We start from the raw sequence: 21,875 nt of genomic DNA, 5'->3' as shown, positions 1-21,875 counted from the left end.
TTCGTTCAGCGTCCGCGCGCTTCGTGTTCGACGAAGATATAGCCGAGAAAGTTCAGGAGTACCTGTGCTGCGAGAAAGCCGGTGATGCCCGAAGGGTCGTAGGCCGGGGCCACCTCGACGAGGTCGATGCCGACGACGTCGCCGCGCTTCACAAGGCCCCGGAGCATTTCCATTACTTCATAATACAGGAAGCCGCCATGGCTAGGCGTGCCAGTGCCCGGCGCAATCGACGGATCGAAACCGTCGATGTCGATCGTCACATAGTAGCGTACGCCTTCCGGAATGGTCGCCAGAACACCTTCGACCCCGAGCTTGCGCGCCTGGCGGACGGAAAGGATCGTCGAGCCGCGTTGGCGCGCATCCTCGTAACCGTCGCGGGCGGTCGAGGAGACGTTGCGGATGCCGATCTGGCTGAGGCCGCTAACATGCGACTGTTCGGCCGCGCGGCGCATCGGATTGCCGTGTCCTTCGCGCACGCCATGACGCACGTCGACAAAGTCGAGATGCGCATCGATCTGCACGATGTGAATGGGGCCATGTTCGCTGAACGCCCTGACGCAGGGAATGTTGATGGCATGGTCGCCGCCCAGAACGACGGGCAGCGCTCCGCGTTCAAGAATCTTGCGGACCGCCATTTCCGTATTCGCGTGGCTGGCCACGGTATCGGTATGCACGATATCTGCGTCGCCTATATCGACGATCCGCACCTTGTCGAGCGGCAGATAGATCTGGTCGTCCTCATGGTCGTAAGCGCCGGCATGACCGAAGGAAAACAGCGTCGAGGCCTCGCGGATGGCGCGGGGGCCGAAACGTGCACCGGAGCGGTACTGGGTCCCCATGTCGAAGGGCACACCCAGCACGGCGACATCCGCGTCGATCTTGTCCCAATCAAGGCAGATCGGCCGTTTACCGAAGGTGCTAAGCCCAACGAAGGGGAGATCGAGCCGCCCACCCTCATACCCGTGTCCAGACATCGAGACTCTCCCTTTCGGATAACCCTCACGCCATCCGGCAGCGACCTTCGATATGAGCCGAAGCGCTTAAGCTGGAGTGAAGCACGACAGGCCTGCGGTCTGTCTGCCTCGTGGCTAGCATGGTCCCGCCACTCCTATCCATCACGAGTATCGGGCGTTCATATCGATTTATCCGGAAATTGGCCGTATTAGGGTTAGAACAAGAGCAGCCCGAAATCGATGGAAGGAAGACTCCCGCTCCGCCGGTGAGCGCTGTCGTTCGAGCTTGCTGTGCCCGAGCAGCACCTGGATGACGCTGATGTCGACATCCTGCTCAAGCAGGTGAGTGGCGAAGCTGTGCCGGAGAGTATGCGGGCTGAGAACGTTCTCACCGCTCCCAAAGCAATATCTCTTGTCAGCCGAGATTTGACGGCCGCGTCTCGCTATTGACGCACAGCTGAAGCAGGCCTACTGGTACATATACCGGACCACTAGACCTCTTCGGATGTAAGGACGGATGGACCTACGAGCGATTCTGACCGACGACGGGAGTGCGCTTGGCGGCGTGCCGAAGCATTCGATGAAGGACTTCGTCGTCCAGAAGATCGCGACATTCATTGCGACCGGCATTCTTGACGTGGGGGACCCGTTGCCAAGCGAGCGTGAACTTGCGGGCGCTTTGTCGGTAAGCCGCGAGACGGTGCGCGGTGCGATCCTAATCCTTTCCACAAAGGGCATCCTTTCCGTCGCCCAAGGCACGCGGACAGTGGTGGCCTCGACGGAAGTCGGGGAACTCGCGGTCCAATCGGCCCGCTATCGCGACATTTCCAGATACAGTCTTGACGACGTGCATGAGGCGCGGTTGCTGATCGAAGATCAGGTGGCGCGGGCCGCGGCTGTCCGGGTTGAAGCCGCGACGCTCGAGACCCTGCAAAAATCGATCGAGGCGCAGGAAGCGGCGATCGACGATCCCGTTCGCTTCCTCATTTGCGATCGCGAATTTCACACGGCCATCTATCGGGCGGGCGGCAATGCCGCGCTGGCGGATATCGCCGCCGATCTCTATTCCTACCTTCTCGACCATCGGCGGCGAGCAGTCGCCCAGCCTTCAAGCATCGCAACGAGCATCGCCGATCACCGTGCCATTCTTGCGGGACTTGAGGCGCGCGATTCCGAGGCGGCCGCAAGGGCCTTCGCGGTCCACGAAACACGCATCTACACCACGACCAAGCAGCTTTTAACGCAATCCGCTCGAAAGGGATAAGAATAGGGGCGGATTGCCGGGCAACCATGCAGCACAACAGGAGGAGTTCCCATGCTGACAAGACGCCTTTTTGCCACCGCAGCCCTCGCGGGCGTTGTCGCGCTGACCGGCATTGCCGGGACGGCGACCGCCGCTCTCGCCGAATCCAAGGAGTTGGTCTATCTGACTCCAGGCCTTGATCTTGCCTTCTGGCGATACCTCTCCAAGGGCATCGAGAATGTCGCAACCAAGGGAGGCTACACCTATCAGGCGCTGGATTCGGGCAACAATGCCCAGACCCAGCTTAAAAATGCCAAGGACGCGATCGCCCGCGGCGTCGCCGGGATCATCATCTCTCCGACAGACAGTTCAACCGCGCCGGCCGTGCTCGATCTCGCCAAGCAGGCAAACATTCCCGTGGTCATCGCCGACATCGGCACGGACAGCGGCGACTATGTGTCCTTCATCATCTCTGACAATTATCAGGGCGCGAACGGCGTCGGCAAAGCGCTGGCCGAGGCAATGAAGGCCGCCGGCAAGCAGGACGGCAGCGTGGGCATTGTCGGCATCAGCCAGGCCCGCCTCAACGGCCAGGCCCGCACCAAGGGCTTCAAGGACGCGATGACAGAGGCTGGCATCACCAAGGAAGCCGGGCTGCAGCAGATGCAGACCTACACCGCGGACGAAACCTTCAAGTTCACGCAGGATATGACGACCGCGAATCCGGACATGAAGGGCCTCTTCGTCCAGACCGACGGCCCGACGCTGGGCGCCTTGCAGGCAATCAAGGCGGCCCGCCTCACCGGCGACGTGCTGGTCGCCGGTTTCGACGGCGTGCCGGAATTCGTGCCGTTGCTGCAGTCGGGCGAACTGGTCGTTTCGGGCATGCAGCAGCCGTATCTGATGGGCCAGGAATCGGGACGCGCGATGGTCGACCATCTCGGCGGCAAGACTCCCGAAAAGAAAATCCTCGTGCCGATCAAGATCGTGACCAGCAAGAACATCGAGCAGGAGCTTCCAACCATCAAGGAAACGGTCTTCGCCAACGAGATGTAATCGGGGCCTGGCCGGCATAGGCCGTCCGGGGGCAACCTCCCCCGGACGCTTTATTCGTACCACTTGGAGTGTGTCCTCGGATGGTAGACAGCAGCAAGATTCCCGAGCCGCTTCTCGTGGCTCGTGGCGTCACCCGCCTGTTTGGGAACGCCTACGCGCTCAGCAACGCGTCGATAGCGCTCTGCCGGTACGAGATCTGCGGATTGCTGGGCGCGAACGGCGCGGGAAAATCGACGCTGTCACGGATCGTTTGCGGACACCTGCCGCCTTCATCGGGCGAGATACTCTTCAAGGGTGCTCCCTTGACCGTCGGATCCGCGCGCGACGCGCTGCGTTCCGGCATTGCCCTCGTGGCACAGGAAACCAGTCTGGCGCCCGACATGAGCGTGCTGGAGAATATCTTCCTACCCAGCTACGCGATGCCGGGCCGTCTGTCTTTCAGCCAGTTGCGACACAGGGCGCAGACCATCCTGTCGGAACTTGGCCACGACCACGTACTGCCACTCGACATCGAGGTGCGCCGGCTCTCGGCAGCGCAACGCCAACTCGTCGAAATAGCCAAGGCGTTGGCTCTCAACGCCGATCTTGTCATCTTCGACGAGCCGACGGCCTCCCTCTCGCCGATCGAGGTTGACCGGCTGTTCGAGATTATGGGACGGCTGAAAAACAGCGGGAAGGCACTCGCCTTCGTGTCGCATCGGCTTGAGGAGGTCTTCGCAGTCACCGATCGCGTCACAATCCTGCGCGAGGGCAAGACCGTGGCCGAAAGCGTGCCCACGGCGGGGCTCACGCAGGCCGACGTCATCCGCCACATGGTGGGACGCGACATCGGAAATGTGTATCGAAAGGCCGTCTCGCGAGTGACCACTAACGAGCAGCCGGTGGCTCTGGAGGTAATTGGGCTCAAAGCCCCGCCTTTCGTGCGTGACGTCTCGTTCACGGTGCGCAGGGGTGAAATTCTCGGCCTCGGCGGGCTTGTCGGAGCTGGACGCTCGGAGAGCGCCGAAGCGATATTCGGACTGCGCCACCGCAGCCGCGGGCGCGTCCTTGTCGGCGGCAAGGAGATTGCCCCCAACAGCCCTATCGCGGCAATCCGCGCCGGTCTCGGAATGGTCGCCGAGGACCGGCGGGCCCAGAACATCGTGCCCGACATGACGGTCGGCGAAAATCTCTTCCTCGCCCAGATGGGCAAGCACAGGGGTTTCGGGCGAGGCCATTCGGCGCGCCGCAAGCAGGCCAGCGAGCTGATTTCGCGTCTCGACCTTCCGACCGACCGCATGGATGCAAACCTTCTGCACTTCTCCGGCGGCATGCAGCAGAAGATCATTATCGCGCGCTGGCTGCTGATCGAGCCCGAAGTGCTCATCCTCGACGAGCCTACGAAAGGCGTCGACATAGGGACACGCCAGGCAATCTACGAACTGCTGCGCGAGGTGGCCGAAAGGGGGATAGCCGTAGTCGTGATCTCCTCGGATTTCCAGGAATTACTGGGGATCTGCGAGCGGGTCGTCGTGGTGAGTGACGGCTATACCATCGCCGACCTGCCCGCCTCGCGACTGAGCGAAGAGAGCCTGACGCTGCTCGCCGCGCCCCGAAGCTCAGCCGAGCGCAACACGGCATTCCTGCGCGATCTTGTCGCCGGCCATGGCGGCACGGCATTTTGGGGATTGATCGACGACGACCGGTTCGTCTGCCTCGCCCTCGCCGAGGGTACGCCGGGTGCAACGATGGGACTCGCGGCCGGGCATGTCTATCTTGCGCAGGAGACGGCAATCCCCCTCGCGCTTGGAAGGCGTCAACCCGGCATCGTGACCGAGAATGACGGCCGCTCTACATTGCTTGCACCACTGTCCAATCGCCGAGGGCACGATCTGGGATGGATCGGGCTCAGCCTGCCGGCCGGCTCCAGGCTGCCGGACGCCGGGGCTCTGTCGGCCCGGATCGCCGGCCTGTTCGATACACCTCAAGACGAAAAGATCGACGCATGAACGCGCCCACACGATCCTTTGCGATGCCCAGATTCGCCAGCACGCTTGAGTTCCGGATGCTCTGCCTCGCCATGGTGCTTGCGGTGATCCTGTCGTTCATCTCGCCGCACTTCTTCACCGAGCGGAACATGTTCAACATACTCGACCAATCGGTGGTGCTTGGCATAGTTGCCGTCGGCATGACCCTGGTGATCCTGACTGGCGGCATCGACCTTTCCGTCGGGTCGGTCGCGGGCGTGACCGGCATCATCCTCGCCCTACTCCTGAAGGAATTCCCCATTCCGGTGGCGATCGCGCTCGCCATAGGTTGCGGCGCCCTGATCGGGCTTTTCTCCGGCGTTCTCATCGCAGTGTTCGGCCTGGCCCCCTTCGTGGTGACGCTCGGGGTCATGGCGATGGGGCGCAGTCTCGCCTACATCGTGTCGGGACAGCGCTCGATTTCGGGACTGCCCATGGGGCTGCAGAATATCGTCTACACGAACCTGCTGGGCATCCCCGCCAACGTCATCTTCCTCATCGCGCTCTACCTCGCCACCTGGGCGTGGCTGACATATTCCAAGGGCGGGCGAACCATCTACGCGGTCGGCTCGAACATTGAAGCCGCCCGGGCGGCCGGCCTCAACACCCTCTTCTACTCGATCTTTCCCTACGTGGCGTCCGGTGCCCTTTCGGCGACGGCGATGACCTTTTCGCTGGCGCAGATCATGTCGGCTGACCCGATCGGGGGGAACCAGCTTGAACTCGACGCCATCGCGGCCGTGGTCATCGGTGGCGCGAGCCTCTACGGCGGACGAGGCACGATATTCGGCACGCTGATGGGGGTTCTGATCATGGTGATGATCCGCAATGGCCTCAACCTGCTCGGCGTCTCGCCGTTCTGGCAGGGGACCGCCATCGGCGCCATCATCATCCTCGCCTTGCTGGCCGAGCGCCTCATCACCTGGAAATCGCGCCGCGTTTGAGACCAGGAGAATCCTATGACACAGTCCGATCCTTCCCGCGCCGTCCGCCTCTACGGCACCGAAGAACTACCGGCAGAGGAGCGGCTACTGAGCGCCGGGCCCCTCAGCGTGCTTTTCGACGGCGCGAACCTGCGCGACTGCCGCATGCATGGCGAAGAGGTGATCCGCGCAATCTCGTTCGTGGTCCGCGACAAGGACTGGGCGACGCTCATTCCGAAGATCACCGACCTGGTCGTCGAAAAGGACGACGATCGCTTTCGTGTGGCCTATCGCGCAAGCGTTGCCAGCAAAGGCGAGACCTTCGGCTATGACGTGGGCATCGCTGGTACCGCGGCAGGCGTTCTGACCTATTCGGCTCGCGGAACCACGCCGACCGGGCTTCTCACGAACCGGACCGGCTTTGTCGTCCTGCATCCCATAGAGGGCATAAGCGGCGCGGCCGCCACGATCACGCACACAAGCGGCGAGAGGGTCGAGACACGGTTTCCTGTGGAGATCGATCCGGTGCAGCCGATGATGGATCTGCGTGAAATCTCGCACCGTACTCCCGGCGGGCTGGAGGTCAGCTGCCTTATGGAGGGCGACGCGTTCGAGATGGAGGACCAGCGGAACTGGACCGACGCCTCCTACAAGACCTATGTTCGTCCCCTCGCTCTGCCCTGGCCATACAGGATCGAGCCCGGCGAGGTCGTCGAACAGAAGATCACCCTGACCGTCAAGGGCTCTCCCAAGGGTCCGTCGCGTCAGGCGGGAGGCATCGCCGCCCTGACGCTCGGCGAGGCGGCGGACGCGATTCCACCTCTCGGCGTCGGATTGCATCCCGATGACGCTTCGGCCGCATTGCGGCATGTCGAGACGCTTGCCCAGCTCGGCGTCGCCCATGTCATCTGCCATTACGATCCGCGGCTCGGCCATGATGCCGAAACGCTGGCGAGGCAGGTCGAGATCGCCATCGCAATGGGCGCCCAACCCTGGCTCGAAGCAGTGGTCGAGCATGCCGACGATGCTGGCGCCGCGGCGGAAATCGACTCCCTGGGCAAGGTGGCCGCGAGGCTCGATCATCGCTTCACGACGGTTCTGGTGTCGCCCGCACCCGATCTTAAATGCACGCTGCCCGGCAGCATCTGGCCGCCAGCGCCGGATGCGGCGAAGCTCTATACGGCCGCGCGCGCGGCCTTCCCCGGATCTCGCATCGGCGGAGGCATGTTCAGCTTCTTCACCGAGCTCAACCGCAAACGTCCCCCGGCCGAGGCGATAGACCTCGTGACATTCACGACGGCGGCGATCTTCCACGCTGGTGACGACCGCTCCTTGATGGAGACGCTCGAATGCCTGCCGCATATTGTCAGGACCGTGCCGGCGATCGCCAAGGGCCGCCCATATTCCGTTGGGCCGTCCGCAATCGGGTTGCGCGACAATCCCTATGGCGAAGCGCCGGTCGCCAATCCCGCCAACATCCGGCAGGCGGTCAATTTCAATGATCCGCGCCAGCGGGGCGTCATGGGAGCGGCCTGGAACCTCGGCTACTTCGCCGCCTTCGCGGAAGGCGGCGCGGCGGCCATCGCGCTCGGCGCCGCGGTCGGCCCGTTCGGCGTCCTCTCCGTGCCGACGTCGTTTCCGCAGCCCTGGTTCGAAGGCAAGGGCGAGCTCTATCCTGTCTGGCACATCGTGCGAGGCCTGGCGAAGCTCAAAGGCTGCCCGCTCCGTCCGCTGCGATCGTCGGTCCCTGGCGCAGTGCGAGGGATCGCGGCGGTTACCGAAAAAGGCACCGAGCTGTGGTTATGCAACCCCTCGCCCAACGCGCTGGAGGTGCGCCTCCCCGAAGGCTTCGCGCGCGCTGCAATTCTTGACGCCTCATCTTTCGTCGCGGCATCGCGCCAACCGGATCTGCTCGATCGGCTGACGCATGACGGAACGCAAACCCTGTCGCTCGAAGCCTACGCAGTCGTGCGCGCGCTCAGGCAGGTCTGAAGCGGCATCACAAACCAGTCCCGGAAGAGAACGGAGCATCCATGCATATACTCATCATTGGCGCTGGTGGAATGATCGGCCGCAAACTCGCGGCCGAGCTTTCGCGGACAGCATCGCTTGGAGATCGAAAGATCGACCGGATGACGCTGGCGGACGTGACGAAGCCGCCGGTGCCAACCGGTGACATAGGTTTTGTCGAAGCCATTGCCGCCGATATTTCCGCTCCCGGCGCAGCGCAGGATCTGGCCGCGCGCCGCGCGGATGTGATCTTCCATCTCGCGGCCATCGTGTCCGGCGAAGCGGAACGCGATTTCGAGAAGGGCTATCGCATCAATATGGACGGCACGCGCGCTCTTTTCGAGGCGATCCGGCTGGAAGGAACCCGGCGGAAATATATCCCCAGGCTGGTGTTCACCTCCTCGGTTGCTGTCTATGGCGCGCCTCTGCCCGACCCTATTCCCGACGACTACATCCTTGCCCCGCTGACCAGCTACGGCACCCAGAAGGCGATATCCGAGCTGTTGCTGGCCGACTATTCGCGCCGCGGCTTCCTCGACGGCGTCGGGATACGCCTGCCGACGATCGTCATTCGGCCCGGCGCTCCCAACGCGGCAGCCTCGGGCTTCTTCTCCGGCATCCTGCGCGAGCCACTCGCCGGGCAGCGCTCCGTGCTGCCGGTGAAGGAGACCGTCAAGCATTGGCTGGCGAGCCCGCGCTCGGCGGTAGCCTTCCTCATCCATGCCGCGATGCTCGATACATCCGCGCTGGGCGCCCGGCGCACGCTGAACATGCCGGGTGTCGCGGCCACGGTCTCCGACCAGATTGCCGCGCTCCGCCGCGTGGCAGGGGCCGAAGCCGAGGCGTTGATAGACCGCACGCCGGACGAGGCGATCGAGGCCATTATTGCCGGGTGGCCGAAATCCTTCACGCCCAGGCTGGCCAACAGTCTGGGCTTTGTGGCCGAAAGCACGGTCGACGAACTGATCGCGGTTTACCTGGCGGACGACGCCCCGAAGACCATCCCTTAACCGTTAGGGCATGGTCGCCAAAGTTCCGTGAAAGTTGAAACTGGGGAATTCCGATGCTTCTGGGCTGCATAGGCGATGATTTCACCGGGTCTTCCGACCTGGCCAACACGCTTGCAAAGGGGGGCATGCGCACGGTCCAGTACAACGGCGTTCCCAACACCGCCTCCGACCGCTCGGTTGACGCGGGCGTCGTTGCCCTGAAGACCAGAACGATATCCGCCTCGGAGGCGGTGAAGCAGTCGCTCGCGGCGTTGGAGTGGCTTCGACGCCAAGGCTGCCGCCAATATCTGTTCAAGTACTGCTCGACATTCGACTCGACGCCCGAAGGCAATATCGGTCCCGTGCTGGACGCTCTTGGCGACGCGTTGGGAGCGGCACGCGCGATCGTCTGTCCGGCGTTTCCCGCAACCGGCCGGTCGATCTACCAGGGGCATCTTTTCGTCAACGATCAGCTGTTGAGCGAATCCGGCATGGAGAAGCATCCGCTTACGCCGATGACGGATCCCGATCTGCGGCGTTGGCTTGCGCGACAGACCGCGCGCGGGATCGGTCATGTCCCCTACAGCGTCGTGGCGGAAGGAAGCGGCCCAATCAGGGATGCTCTGAAGGCGGCATCCGCCAGCGGCTCTCGCTACGTCGTGGTCGACGCCATCCAGGACAAGGACCTTATCGCCATTGGCGAGGCTGCCGAAGCCGATGTTCTGCTCAGCGGCGGTTCGGGAATAGCGCTGGGACTTCCGGCCAACCTTCGTCGGGCCGGGTTGATCGGCACGGCGGCCACGCATTGGAAGGGAATACAGGGGCCAGGGGCCGCGCTTTGCGGTTCGTGCTCGACCATGAGCCGGCGCCAGATTGCCGAGCACCGGAAAAACCATCCGACGCGCATTGTGGAGGTGGATGCGGTCGTGGACGGCACGGCCAATCCTGTTGAATATGCCGAGTGGGCGATCGGCCATCAGCACCACGGCTTGCCACTGGTGTTCTCGTCGGCCGATCCCGAAGCCGTGGCCGCCGCACAGAACCGCTACGGGAAGGAGTGCGTCGCGACGGCGGTTGAAGGTTTTTTCGGCGAACTGGCGCGTCAGCTTTCGGCGCGTGGCGTACGCCGGCTGGTTACGGCGGGCGGCGAGACATCGGGGGCCGTCGTATCAGCGCTCAACATTTCGTCATTCGAGATCGGACCGGAGATCGACCCCGGTGTTCCGGCGTTGAAGGCCCGTGACCCGGATATGGTGCTCGCCCTTAAATCGGGCAATTTCGGTTCGGCCGGGTTCTTCGAAAAGGCAGCCGACGTCCTTACGGGAGGCGTTCTACGATGAGCGATGAAACAAGACTCAGGGATCAGATCTGCAGCATCGCTGCGTCCATGTTCGCGCGGGGCCTCACTGCGGGAAGCTCGGGGAACATCTCCGCCCGCCTCGGCGATGGTCGGCTGCTCGTCACGCCGACAGGATCGTCCTTTGGCGCGCTCGACCCCGCCCGCCTGTCGCTCTTCGACGCTGAGGGACGGTTCCTGGACGGCGACAAGCCGACGAAGGAGATGCCGCTGCATCAGGCGTTCTACGAGACACGCGGCGCGCGCACCGGAGCGGTCGTCCATCTTCATTCGACCCATTCTGTCGCGGTTTCGCTTCTGCCCGACATCGATCCCGACAGCGTCTTCAAGCCGCTGACGGCCTATTCGATCATGCGGCTGGGAAAGGTGAAACTGCTGCCCTACATCCGGCCCGGCGATCCGGCGATGGGAGACGCCGTGCGCGGACTCGCTGGGAAACGGTCGGCCGTATTGCTGGCCCACCACGGACCCGTCGTCGCCGGCAAGGATCTCGAAGCCGCCGCCTACGCGATGGAGGAACTTGAGGAAACGGCCAAGCTCACGCTTCTCACCCAGGGCTTGCGGCCCAGGATCCTCGCGGCTCCGCAAATTCGCGAGTTGGTGGAACACTTTGACGTGGAGTGGGACGACTGATGCAACTTTCGGCCAATCTGGGATTTCTCTTTCGTGACCTATCGCTTCCGGATGCGATCCGCTCGGCCAAGCGGCGCGGTTTCGCGGCGGTCGAGATGCATTGGCCGTACGATACCGACGCATCGGTGGTCGCGGCGCTGCTCGCCGAAACCGGTCTTCCGCTGCTTGGCATCAACACGGCCCGGGGGGATGTTGGGGCGGGTGATTTCGGCCTCTCCGCGCTGCCGGGCCGTGAAACGGAAGCGCGCGCGGCGATCGACCAGGCGATTGAATGGGCAGCCGTAACAGGCTGTCGCAACATCCATGTGATGGCAGGAAAGGCAATCGGTGACGAAGCCTTCGCGACGTTCACCGGCAATTTGCGGTACGCTTCGAAGGCGGCGGCACGGCACAACATCGGCATATTGATCGAGCCTCTGAACCCGCGCGATGCGCCGGGCTATTTCCTCTCCGACCTTTCCACCGCATTGCGTGTGATCGATGCGACAGACGGTGCGGTAAAGGTAATGTTCGACTGCTATCACATGCAGATCATTCAAGGCGATTTGCTTAACTCGGTAAGGCAATTTTCCGACAAGATCGGCCATATCCAATTCGCCGCCGTACCGGATCGTAGCGAGCCCGATCACGGCGAGGTGGACTATGGCTGGCTCCTGCGCGCAATCGCGGACGCCGGCTATGATGGCGCATTCGGCGCCGAATATCGCCCCACTACCGATTCCTTTGCTTGGATGAAGCGTTTCGACCACTAGAGGCCTGAGTGCGCGTGCTTGGCGCGGCACGCTTTCGGCCCCGGTGGAGCCGATATCCACGCCAGACAGGAGGCGTGAGAACACCCGGTCGATAGCGGATCTGCCGCGTTCGGGATGGCCTTAGGCTAGAAAGCCGACCTTGCGTTCGAGGGGCCAATGCAACTGCCAGGGTCATATGCTGCTATGCTGCGATCAGGGACAAATGTCCCCTTTCAGAAGTTTGCAGAGCAAGTCTGTTCGACTGATATACGGCGCAAAGACGTCGTTCGCGTCATCAGCCGGGGTTGGCGATCTTCTCTGCGCACCGATTGTGGCTGATTGCCCCAGATAGGATTTATATTTGTTATCAGACAGTTACGTCGCGGATTGGCGTATTTTCGGCGGCGTTTGAGTGGGCCTGAATCACTCCCACTCGATTGTTCCCGGCGGCTTCGACGTCACATCATAGACCACGCGGTTGATGCCGCGGACCTCGTTGATGATGCGGGTGGCGGCGGCGCCCAGGAAGGCCATGTCGTAGTGATAGAAATCTGCCGTCATGCCGTCGACCGAGGTGACGGCGCGCAGCGCGCAGACGAATTCGTAGGTGCGGCCGTCGCCCATGACGCCGACCGTCTGCACCGGCAAGAGCACGGCGAAGGCCTGCCAGATGGCGTCGTACAGCCCCGCCTTGCGGATCTCGTCGAGATAGATGGCGTCGGCCTCGCGCAGGATCTCCAGCTTCTCGCGCGTGATGCCGCCGGGGCAGCGTATGGCAAGGCCCGGGCCCGGGAACGGGTGGCGGCCGATGAAACTCTCGGGCAGGCCGAGTTCCTTGCCGAGCGCGCGGACCTCGTCCTTGAACAGTTCGCGCAGCGGCTCGACCAGCTTCATGTTCATGCGCTCGGGCAGGCCGCCGACATTGTGGTGCGACTTGATCGTCACCGACGGGCCACCGGTGAAGGAGACGCTTTCGATGACGTCGGGATAGAGCGTGCCTTGCGCCAGGAAATCGGCGCCACCGAGTTTCTTGGCCTCTTCCTCGAACACCTCGATGAAGAGCCGGCCAATGGTCTTGCGTTTCTTCTCGGGATCCGCCTCGCCTTCGAGCGCACCGATGAAGCGATCCGACGCGTTCACCAGAATGAGCGGCAAATTGTAATGTTCGCGGAACATCGAAACGACGCCGGCGGCCTCGTCTTTACGCATCAGGCCATGGTCGACGAGGATGCAAGTGAGCTGGTCACCGACGGCCTCGTGGATGAGCAGCGCGGCGACCGAGGAGTCGACCCCGCCCGAGAGCGCGCAGATGACCTTGCCCTTGCCGACCTGCTTGCGGATCGCCTCGACCGCGTGCTCGCGGTAGGCGCGCATCGTCCAGTCGCCCTCGATGCCGGCGATGTTGTGGACGAAATTCCTGAGCAGCCGGGCGCCGTCGGGCGTATGCACCACTTCCGGATGGAACATGATGCCATACATCTTGCGCTCGACATTGCCGAAGATGGCGAAGGGCGAGCCTTCCGACTTGCCGAACACCTCGAACCCCTTGGGCAAGGAGATGACGCGGTCGCCATGGCTCATCCACACCTGGTGACGCTGGCCGATTGCCCAGAGGCCCTCGAACAGCGGACTTTCCTTCTCGATCTCCACGAAGGCGCGGCCGAATTCGCGATGGTTGGAGCTTTCGGCAACGCCGCCCATCTGCACGCACATTGCCATCTGGCCATAGCAGATGCCGAGCACCGGCACGCCGGCGTCGAAGACGATCTGCGGCGCCCGCGGACTGCCGATATCCGTGGTCGAGGCCGGACCGCCGGACAGGATCACGGCTTTTGGATTGATGCGCTTGAATGCCGCCTCGGCCGACTGGAACGGCACGATCTCGGAAAACACGCCGGCCTCGCGGATGCGGCGGGCAATGAGCTGGGTGAACTGGCTGCCGAAATCGACAATCAGGACGGTGTCGGGTTGATTGGCTGTTTTCATGGCGAGCGTTTAGAGAAAGAAACGAGTCGACGCAATGGGTTGCGAACCTGACTTTCAGACCGGTCCCGTCACGTCACCGGGAGATGCCGTCCGAAGCAAGCCCGAGCCGATCGCCTGTTCGAGGCGCATGACGGCATCCGCCAGCTTTTCGTCGATGACGTGCAGATATTCGGTCCAGTCGCCGACATGCCTGAGATCAGCCGCGCCGTCGGAAATGCCGCGCAGCCCAATCAGGGGCACCTCGAACAGTTGGCAGGCGCGCAGGCAGGCGAAGGTCTCCATGTCGACCATGTCGGCCGCGATTGCGTCAAAGGCCGCGCCGGTGATGATTGCGCCGCCCGTCGACAGCGTCGCCTCCTTTATGCCCGGGATGCGCAACGGCAGCGGCACCGTAACCGGCAAATCGAGAAATGGCGTCGCGCCTTTCTCAAAGCCAAGCGGCGAGGCGTCGATGTCACGATAGCTGACCGAGATGGCCTGGTAGATCTCCGTCTGCTCCAAGGTCCGGCTGCCGGCGGAGCCGAGCGACACGACGAGGTCCGGCAGCGCATCTTGCGACTTCAGCCAAGACAATTCGGCGCCAAGCCGGACGGCTGCCTCGACCGGGCCGACACCGGTCATCAGCGGGGTAAACAGCCGCTGTAGATGCGGCCCGTATTCGGCCTGCACCGCCATGACGAAGAGGACGTTCTTGCCGGACAGGCGCGACACTTTATCGGTCATGATGATTTACTCCTCCCTGTCCTGCTGTCTCCACCACCTGCTCGCCGGGACCCGCTGCCTCCGGCAGCTCCCGGCGTTCGTGGCCTTTCATCGTGCCACTGGCACGATGAATTCGCCTGCGGCGAACCGGCCATTCACCCAGCAATCCCGTCGCGGCCCACCATCGTCATCATGGTGCCGGTCATGGTGGCGATCAACTTGGCTTCGCCGTCGGCGGCGAAGGCATAGGCCTGGCCGTCGGCGACGATGATGGTGCGGCCAGGCTTGGTCACCGAGCCGCGGAACAGGAAGCGCTCGCCCCTGCCCGGCGCCAGCAGATTGACCTTGAACTCGATGGTCAGCACGCCGGAATTCTCCGGCATCAGCGAGAAGGCCGCATAGCCGCAAGCCGAGTCCAGCGCGGTCGAGATGACGCCGGCATGCAGGAAACCATGCTGCTGGGTGAGTGCGGCCGAATAGGGCATTTCGATTTCGATGATGCCGGGCGTCACCAGCGTCAATTCGGCGCCGATGGTCGCCATCGCCTGCTGGCGCGCGAAGGACGCCCTGACGCGGTCCTCATAGTCCGGAGCGGGTACGATCTTTGCTGCCATGGCCGTCGCTGCTTTCACCTTTGCCGGAAAAGCTTATTGCAGAGGCGTGAGCGGCAAGCAATCATCCAATGCTGCACTGCAGCAATTTGATCTCGAGAGCGGAAGCGCAAGTTTCGCTTCCGCTCCATTCAGGAAGCCCTACGCAGCGCGCAGATGTAGAAACCGTCGGTGCCGCTCAGCGCCGGCGACAGGCAGATACCGCCCAGCGCGCCGAGCCGCATCGCCGTTTCATGGCCGGGAAAACGGCTGTCCCAGAGCCGGCGATGGTCGACCGGGGCAAAACCGCCATTGCGCTGGCAAAACGCTGCGACCTGGTCGCCATTCTCCTCGTCGAACACCGAACAGGTGACGTAGACCAGCAGGCCACCCGGCTTGACGAAGCTGCTTGCGGCATCGAGGATCGCCATCTGCTCGCCCTTGCGGGCGTCGAGCTGCCTTTGCGTCAGCCGCCATTTGGCGTCCGGGCGCCGCCGCCAGGTGCCGCTGCCGGTGCAAGGCGCGTCGACCAGGACGAGGTCCATATGGCCAGTGAGCGGCGACAATTCCGCCGGCTTGGTGACGATCTGCACGTTGCGGTTTTCCGAGCGGCGGATGCGGTCGAAGATCGGCGCCAGGCGCGCCTTCTCGGCATCATGGGCGAAGACCTGACCCGTATTGCCCATCGCCGCCGACAGCGCCAGCGTCTTGCCGCCGGCGCCGGCGCAGAAATCGAGCACCTGCATTCCAGGCTCGGCGCCGGCAAGAGCGGCGGCGATTTGCGATCCCTCGTCCTGGACTTCGAACCAGCCCTTCTGGAAAGCCGGCTCGGCCTGCACGTTGGGATGCCGGCCGTCGCCGTCGATCGGCGGTATGCGAATGCCTTGGGGCGCGATTTGGGCTGGCTTGGCGCCGGTTTCGGCAAGTTCCGCCAGCACTTTGGCCCGATCGGCCTGCAAAGTGTTGACGCGGATGTCGAGCGGCGGGCGGGTGGCGAGCGCCGCGCCCTCCTCGACCCAGGCCTCACCGAACGCGCGTTGCAAAAGCGGCTCGCACCAATCCGGTATGTCGGCGCGCACCGCGGGCGGCGCGTCGGCAACCCGCCGCTCGTCGGTTGCCTGGAGTTCCGCGGGCGTCAGCAGCGGCGGCGCGAACTTGTCGCCGTCGAGCGCTTCGTTGAGCGAGCGCGCGGTCTGGCCCCATTCGAGCAGCAGGGCGCCGAAGCCGATGGCGCGCGGCGTGTCCTCGCCCAGCAGCCAGCCTGCCGAGCGCTTGCGGCGTAGCGCATCGTAGACGATGTTGCCGATCGCCGCACGATCGCCGCCGCCGGCGAAACGGTGCGACAGGCCCCAGTCCTTCAGCGCATCGGCCACCGGCCGGTGACGCCGGCCAATGTCTTCCAGCACTTCGATGGCCGCAGCCAGCCGTCCGCCTAGTCGCATTCTTCAGTCCACCAAATCGAGCGCATCATTTCGGTCTGCTCTTAGAGCCTTTCACGGTGAGATTGAACCCCGCCCCCTCTCGCGACGGCAGGCCGCCTGTTGGGATCGGCGAAAACCGCTCGAGCAGTAAATCTTCCGGTGCGGTCAACAGCAGTTCGTCAATAGATGCAAGCTCTCTAATGTTCTTAACTGGGGGCTGCAAGCACGGTAGGGATACGACAGCTCAGCTTTCCAAGTTTTTTGGTTGGGAATACTCTTACCACCATGATTCGCGGCGCGGAAAGCGTTTGACCGGCGGATCGTCACGAGGAGAGGGCAATGAAGACTTATCTGGCGGAAGTTCTAGGCACATTCCTGTTGGTGTTCATCGGCACCGCGTCGGTGGTGACGGGCGGCTTCGGCGGCGCGCTGCCGCTGGGACAAGAAGGCATCGGGCTGGCCTTCGGCATCGGCCTTATCGCGGCCGCTTACGCGATCGGCCCCATTTCGGGCGCGCATCTCAACCCGGCTGTGACACTCGGCGTGTTCCTTGCCGGCCGGTTGCCGGCCAAGGACGTCATCCCCTACTGGATCGCGCAGATCATCGGCGCCATCCTGGCATCGCTGGCGCTGTGGATCATCGTCTCCGGCCAGGCCGGGGGACACACTGGCGGCTTCGGCGCCAATGGCTGGGACGAGACGAAATGGGGCGTCTCTTCCGCGTTCCTGTGGGAGCTGATCGGCACCTTCACCTTCGTCACCGTGATCCTCGGCGTTACCGCGGAAAGGCATGCGACGGCCTTCGCCGGACTGGTCATTGGCCTGACGCTGGCGGGCATCCACTTCGCCATGATCCCGGTGACCGGCACATCGGTCAATCCGGCCCGTTCCATTGGCCCGGCGCTGTTCTCGGGCGGCGCCGCGATCAGCCAGCTCTGGCTGTTCATCGTCGCGCCGCTGATCGGCGGCGCCATTGCCGGCGTCGTCGCCAAGGCGCGCGTCTTCGAAAAGGACTGATTTCGAAAGCCTGGACAAGAAAAGGCGCGGGGCCGAGCCTCGCGCCTTTTTTATGGGGTGGAAAAATTCCGCCTGAATCAGGCGGTGATATCGAACCGGTCGGCGTTCATCACCTTGGTCCACGCCGCAACGAAATCCCTGGCGAATTTCTGCCCGGCATCCGCGGACCCGTACACCTCAGACAGCGCACGCAGTTGCGCATGTGAGCCGAAGATCAGGTCGGCGCGGGTGCCGGTCCACCTGACCGCCTTGGTCTTGCGGTCGCGCGCTTCGTAGATCTCATCCAACCCGGCGGCCGGATCCCAGACCGTGTTCATGCTGAGCAGGTTGACGAAGAAGTCGTTCGTCAGCGTGCCCGGCCTGTCGGTGAAAACGCCGTGCCTGGACTTGCCGGTATTGGCGCCGAGCACCCGCAGGCCGCCGACCAGCACCGTCATCTCCGGCGCGGTCAGCGTCAGCAACTGTGCCCGGTCGACCAGCATCGCCTCGATCGACATCGGCTGCGGCCCCCGGACATAGTTGCGGAAGCCGTCGACTTTCGGCTCAAGCGCGGCAAAGGAGGCGACGTCGGTCTGTTCCTGCGAGGCATCCATGCGGCCCGGCGTGAACGGCACCTTCACCTCGTTTCCACCATCCTTCGCCGCCTTCTCGATCGCGGCGACGCCGCCGAGCACGATCAGATCGGCCAGCGAGATCTTTTTCCCGCCGGTCTGTGCGGCGTTGAAGGTCTTCTGGATGGCTTCGAGCGTGGCAAGCACCTTGGCCAATTCAGCAGGCTGATTGACGTCCCAGTCCTTCTGCGGCGCTAGCCGAATGCGGGCGCCATTGGCGCCGCCGCGCTTGTCGGAACCCCTGAACGTCGAGGCCGAAGCCCAGGCGGTCGAGACCAGTTCGGAAACAGACAGGCCCGAGGCCAGGATCTTGGCCTTCAGCGATGCGATATCCTGTTCGCTGACCAGTTCATGATCGACGGCCGGGATGGGATCCTGCCAGATCAGCTCTTCCTTCGGCACGAGCGGGCCAAGGTAGCGAACGACCGGGCCCATATCGCGATGGGTGAGCTTGAACCAGGCGCGGGCGAAGGCGTCGGCGAACTGATCCGGATTCTGGTGGAACCGCCGCGAGATCTTCTCGTAAGCCGGGTCAACCCGCAGCGCGAGGTCGGTGGTCAGCATGGCCGGCGCGCGGCGCTTGGAGGGATCATGCGCGTCCGGCACCGTGCCGGCACCGGCGCCGCCCTTCGGCGTCCACTGATGGGCGCCGGCCGGGCTTTTCGTCAATTCCCATTCGTAGTTGAACAGGTTGTCGAAGAAGTTGTTGCTCCATTTTGTCGGCGTCGTGGTCCAGGTGACCTCGAGCCCCGAAGTGATGGCATCGCCGGCAATGCCTGACGCGTGCTTGCTCGACCAGCCGAGGCCCTGCGCCTCGATGCCGGCGCCTTCCGGCTCGGCGCCAACCAGCGAGGCATCGCCGGCGCCATGGGTTTTGCCGAAGGTGTGGCCGCCGGCGATCAGCGCCACCGTCTCCTCGTCATTCATCGCCATGCGGCCGAAGGTTTCCCTGATGTCGCGTGCCGAGGCAAGCGGATCAGGCTTGCCGTTCGGGCCTTCCGGATTGACGTAGATCAGGCCCATCTGCACGGCCCCGAGATGGCCGCGAAGCTCGCGGTCGCCGGAGTAGCGCTCGTCGTCGAGCCATTTGGTTTCCGATCCCCAATCGACGTCCTGCTCGGGTTCCCAGACGTCGGCGCGGCCGCCGGCGAAGCCGAAGGTCTTGAAGCCCATCGATTCCAGGGCGACATTGCCGGTGAGGATCAGCAGGTCGGCCCAGGAAATCTTGCGGCCATATTTCTGCTTGACCGGCCACAGCAGGCGGCGCGCCTTGTCGAGATTGGCGTTGTCAGGCCAGCTGTTGAGCGGTGCGAAACGCTGCTGGCCGGCGCCGGCGCCGCCGCGGCCGTCACCGATGCGGTAGGTGCCGGCGCTGTGCCAGGCCATGCGGATGAACAGCGGCCCGTAATGGCCGAAGTCGGCCGGCCACCAATCCTGCGAATCCGTCATGACATGGTGCAGGTCCTTGATCACCGCGTCGAGATCGAGGCTCGCGAACTCCTTGGCATAGTCGAAGTCCTCGCCCATCGGGTCGGAGAGGTTCGACTGCTGGTGGAGAACACCGAGGTCCAGCTGGTTGGGCCACCAGTCACGGTTGGTCCTGGCACCGGGTCCATGCGCGACAGGGCATTTGCCCGCGCTGTTGTCGTCGGTTTTCGCGTCCATCTTGCACTCCAATTTTGCCGAGGGTTCCGGGCAGCCAGCGCCGCCATCCTGGAATGATTCCAGACTAGGCCAGCCTGCCGATAAAAACAAATTGCCTTTCCTGTTCCTTTCAATAGGATTTTCTTATGATAGGCCTAACCGTCCGCCAGATGCATTATTTCGACGCACTTGCGCAGACGCTGCATTTCGGGCGTGCGGCGAAACTTGCAGGCGTGAGCCAGCCGGCGCTGTCCTCGCAGATCGCGGAAATGGAGCAGCGGCTGAACTGCCGGCTGTTCGAACGCGGCGGCAAATCGGTGCGCATGACCGACGAGGCGGCAGCCCTTTTGCCGCGCATCGAACGCATCCTTTCCGACATACGCGAGGTCGAGACCATCGCCCGGCGTGGCCGCCCTGCCATGGGAGGGCGCTTCCGGCTGGGCATCATTCCGACCGTCGCGCCCTATCTTTTGCCGCGTGCGCTGCCCGAGCTGAAAATGCATTTCCCGGACTTGATGCTCGAACTGCGCGAGGCGGTGACCGCCTCGCTCGTCGAGGACATCGCGTCGCAAAAGCTCGATGCTTTCATCGCCGCGCTTCCGCTCGACCATCCCGGCCTGGTGACCGAGGCTTTGTTCCCCGACCGGTTTTTCCTGGCCGTGCCGTCAGGCGATCCGGCTTTCGCCTCGCCGCCGGTGCCGCCTGAAAGCCCGGCGCTGGAAAGGCTGATGCTGCTGGAGGAAGGCCATTGCCTGCGCGAACAGGCACTGGCTGTCTGCGGCAATGTGCGGCCGGTGGCGATGGCAAGCTACGGCGCCACCAGCCTGACCACGCTCTTGCAGATGGTGGCGCACGGGCTCGGCGTGACGCTGATCCCGGAAATGGCCACGGGACCTGCCGGCACTATCCCCGATCTCAAGATCGTGCCGTTCCAGGAACCCATGCCGCAGCGCACGATCTGCTTTGCCTGGCGGCGCAACAGCACCTTGCACAATGAGTGCAGGGAGCTGGCGAAGATCATCCGAGGATTGGCGGCGGCGGTGCAGGCGGTGTGAAGGACGAGGAGCCCAAGCTGGCTATCGGCCCAGGCAAACCTCGAATGTGCGCTTGTTGAACGGCTTGAGTGGATAGCTCGTCTTCATAAAAGCAAGTGGGTCAAGTGCCACGGAACGTGTTGGGCAGAATTACGGACCGGGCTCATCGTTGGGTCCATAATGGCATACAGGAAGAATGCGACACGCCTGCGAACCGGCCCGTTGCGCAAGCCGGCGGGCGTCGCGACTTCAGGCGGCGGTGCTGGCGCGGCTTGGCTCAAGAATAGACTTGACCTTGTCGGCGACCGCGCGGCCGAGATCGGCGTTGTTGCCAGCGGTGAAATGGATGCCGTCGATACCGTCCGTGGTGACGAAATCGCCGGCATTCAGAAAGTCGATCTTCATGAAATCCGCCATCGCCTTGTACTGCCTGGCCAGCTCCCTGGACTTTTCGTGGCCGCCGCCGAACATACCCTCGAACCAGGGATCGGGCATCGGGGTCAGCGGCGGCGGCGCGATGACCAGCGCCTTCGGAGCCGGATAAGGCGTGCCGATACCGCCGGCGCTCGTCAGGATCTGCCCGACCAGTTTCGCCATTCCGTTGGCGATCTCGTAGGGTGTCCGGCGAAAATAGGACTTCGTGTCATTGGTGCCCAGCATGACGATGACCAGATCCAGCGGGAGATGGCTGGCGATGGCAGAGGGCAGATAATTGGCGCCGTTGAGGCGCGGATCGTTGGGATCGTCGAGACAGGTCGTGCGCGCGCTCAACCCTTCTTCGATGATATGGTAGCCCGCTCCCAGCGCCGCCGCCATAACACCCGTCCAGCGCTGATCATAGGGGTAGCGGTAGGTCGGCGACCCTTCCTTGACCGGAACCCAGCCCCAGGTCAGCGAGTCGCCGTAGCACATGATGTTTTTTGGCGGTGACATCCATGTTTCTCCATCTGTTTGCAGTTGTCTGAACGT

Annotated in this window: 18 protein-coding genes and 1 pseudogene; 11 read left to right on the top strand and 8 right to left on the bottom strand. The window is 63.5% G+C overall.

What is annotated here, in order from left to right; all coding sequences use genetic code 11:
• Positions 1–5 precede the first annotated feature (5 nt).
• Positions 6–974 (bottom strand): agmatinase, encoded by a 969-nt coding sequence (gene speB, locus FJ951_RS11170; RefSeq protein ID WP_140515080.1) that lies wholly within the window; start codon positions 972–974, stop codon positions 6–8.
• Positions 975–1,235: 261 nt separating this feature from the next.
• A pseudogene (locus FJ951_RS28735) lies at positions 1,236–1,373 on the bottom strand (tyrosine-type recombinase/integrase); the annotation flags it as partial.
• 97 nt (positions 1,374–1,470) lie between these two features.
• Between FJ951_RS28735 and FJ951_RS11160 the strand changes: the two are divergent.
• The 9 genes from FJ951_RS11160 (at position 1,471) to FJ951_RS11120 (ending at position 11,922) form a co-directional block, all read left to right on the top strand.
• Positions 1,471–2,217 (top strand): FCD domain-containing protein, encoded by a 747-nt coding sequence (locus FJ951_RS11160; RefSeq protein WP_140498326.1) that lies wholly within the window; start codon positions 1,471–1,473, stop codon positions 2,215–2,217.
• A 51-nt stretch (positions 2,218–2,268) separates the two neighbouring features.
• Positions 2,269–3,252, top strand: a complete 984-nt coding sequence (locus FJ951_RS11155; RefSeq protein ID WP_140498327.1) for a substrate-binding domain-containing protein — start codon at positions 2,269–2,271, stop codon at positions 3,250–3,252.
• Between the two features lie 80 nt (positions 3,253–3,332).
• Positions 3,333–5,240, top strand: a complete 1,908-nt coding sequence (locus FJ951_RS11150) for a sugar ABC transporter ATP-binding protein (RefSeq protein WP_140515078.1) — start codon at positions 3,333–3,335, stop codon at positions 5,238–5,240.
• Positions 5,241–5,263: 23 nt separating this feature from the next.
• Positions 5,264–6,202 (top strand): ABC transporter permease, encoded by a 939-nt coding sequence (locus FJ951_RS11145; RefSeq protein ID WP_224619126.1) that lies wholly within the window; start codon positions 5,264–5,266, stop codon positions 6,200–6,202.
• 15 nt (positions 6,203–6,217) lie between these two features.
• Positions 6,218–8,173 (top strand): hypothetical protein, encoded by a 1,956-nt coding sequence (locus FJ951_RS11140; protein ID WP_140515077.1) that lies wholly within the window; start codon positions 6,218–6,220, stop codon positions 8,171–8,173.
• 41 nt (positions 8,174–8,214) lie between these two features.
• On the top strand, positions 8,215–9,201 hold the full coding sequence (gene denD, locus FJ951_RS11135; protein ID WP_140498331.1) for a D-erythronate dehydrogenase: 987 nt from the start codon (positions 8,215–8,217) through the stop codon (positions 9,199–9,201).
• A 53-nt stretch (positions 9,202–9,254) separates the two neighbouring features.
• On the top strand, positions 9,255–10,520 hold the full coding sequence (gene otnK, locus FJ951_RS11130) for a 3-oxo-tetronate kinase (protein WP_140515075.1): 1,266 nt from the start codon (positions 9,255–9,257) through the stop codon (positions 10,518–10,520).
• Entirely contained in the window at positions 10,517–11,170 is a 654-nt protein-coding gene (gene otnC / locus FJ951_RS11125) for a 3-oxo-tetronate 4-phosphate decarboxylase (protein WP_140498333.1), read from the top strand. Before otnK ends, otnC begins: the two co-directional genes overlap by 4 nt.
• Positions 11,170–11,922, top strand: coding sequence for a TIM barrel protein (locus FJ951_RS11120; RefSeq protein WP_140515074.1), 753 nt, complete (start codon positions 11,170–11,172; stop codon positions 11,920–11,922). The genes otnC and FJ951_RS11120 overlap by 1 nt, the downstream gene beginning before the upstream one ends.
• 402 nt (positions 11,923–12,324) lie before the next feature.
• On the opposite strand, the gene guaA is transcribed toward FJ951_RS11120, so the two are convergent.
• From guaA to FJ951_RS11100, 4 genes are all read right to left on the bottom strand, one after another.
• Positions 12,325–13,887 (bottom strand): glutamine-hydrolyzing GMP synthase, encoded by a 1,563-nt coding sequence (guaA, locus tag FJ951_RS11115; protein WP_140515072.1) that lies wholly within the window; start codon positions 13,885–13,887, stop codon positions 12,325–12,327.
• A 54-nt stretch (positions 13,888–13,941) separates the two neighbouring features.
• Positions 13,942–14,610: a 5'-methylthioadenosine/S-adenosylhomocysteine nucleosidase gene (locus FJ951_RS11110; protein ID WP_140515070.1), complete on the bottom strand. Its 669-nt coding sequence runs from the start codon at positions 14,608–14,610 to the stop codon at positions 13,942–13,944.
• Positions 14,611–14,744: 134 nt separating this feature from the next.
• Entirely contained in the window at positions 14,745–15,203 is a 459-nt protein-coding gene (locus FJ951_RS11105) for a PaaI family thioesterase (RefSeq protein WP_027146613.1), read from the bottom strand.
• Between the two features lie 128 nt (positions 15,204–15,331).
• Positions 15,332–16,621, bottom strand: a complete 1,290-nt coding sequence (locus tag FJ951_RS11100; protein ID WP_140515069.1) for an RsmB/NOP family class I SAM-dependent RNA methyltransferase — start codon at positions 16,619–16,621, stop codon at positions 15,332–15,334.
• Positions 16,622–16,939: 318 nt separating this feature from the next.
• Between FJ951_RS11100 and FJ951_RS11095 the strand changes: the two genes are divergently transcribed.
• The gene (locus FJ951_RS11095; RefSeq protein WP_140498338.1) at positions 16,940–17,617 is read left to right on the top strand and encodes an MIP family channel protein; all 678 of its coding nucleotides are present in this window, start codon (positions 16,940–16,942) and stop codon (positions 17,615–17,617) included.
• 77 nt (positions 17,618–17,694) lie between these two features.
• Here FJ951_RS11095 and katG read toward each other — a convergent pair whose 3' ends face one another.
• Positions 17,695–19,893, bottom strand: coding sequence for a catalase/peroxidase HPI (gene katG / locus FJ951_RS11090; protein WP_140515067.1), 2,199 nt, complete (start codon positions 19,891–19,893; stop codon positions 17,695–17,697).
• A gap of 125 nt (positions 19,894–20,018) precedes the next feature.
• Between katG and FJ951_RS11085 the strand changes: the two genes are divergently transcribed.
• The gene (locus tag FJ951_RS11085) at positions 20,019–20,927 is read left to right on the top strand and encodes a hydrogen peroxide-inducible genes activator (RefSeq protein ID WP_140515065.1); all 909 of its coding nucleotides are present in this window, start codon (positions 20,019–20,021) and stop codon (positions 20,925–20,927) included.
• Between the two features lie 228 nt (positions 20,928–21,155).
• On the opposite strand, the gene FJ951_RS11080 is transcribed toward FJ951_RS11085, so the two are convergent.
• Positions 21,156–21,839: an SGNH/GDSL hydrolase family protein gene (locus FJ951_RS11080; protein ID WP_140498341.1), complete on the bottom strand. Its 684-nt coding sequence runs from the start codon at positions 21,837–21,839 to the stop codon at positions 21,156–21,158.
• Positions 21,840–21,875: the final 36 nt, after the last annotated feature.

Source organism: Mesorhizobium sp. B2-2-3 (assembly GCF_006442405.1).
Taxonomy (GTDB): domain Bacteria; phylum Pseudomonadota; class Alphaproteobacteria; order Rhizobiales; family Rhizobiaceae; genus Mesorhizobium.
Note: the sequence above shows the minus strand (reverse complement) of the source record. Positions and strands in the feature narration are given on the sequence as shown.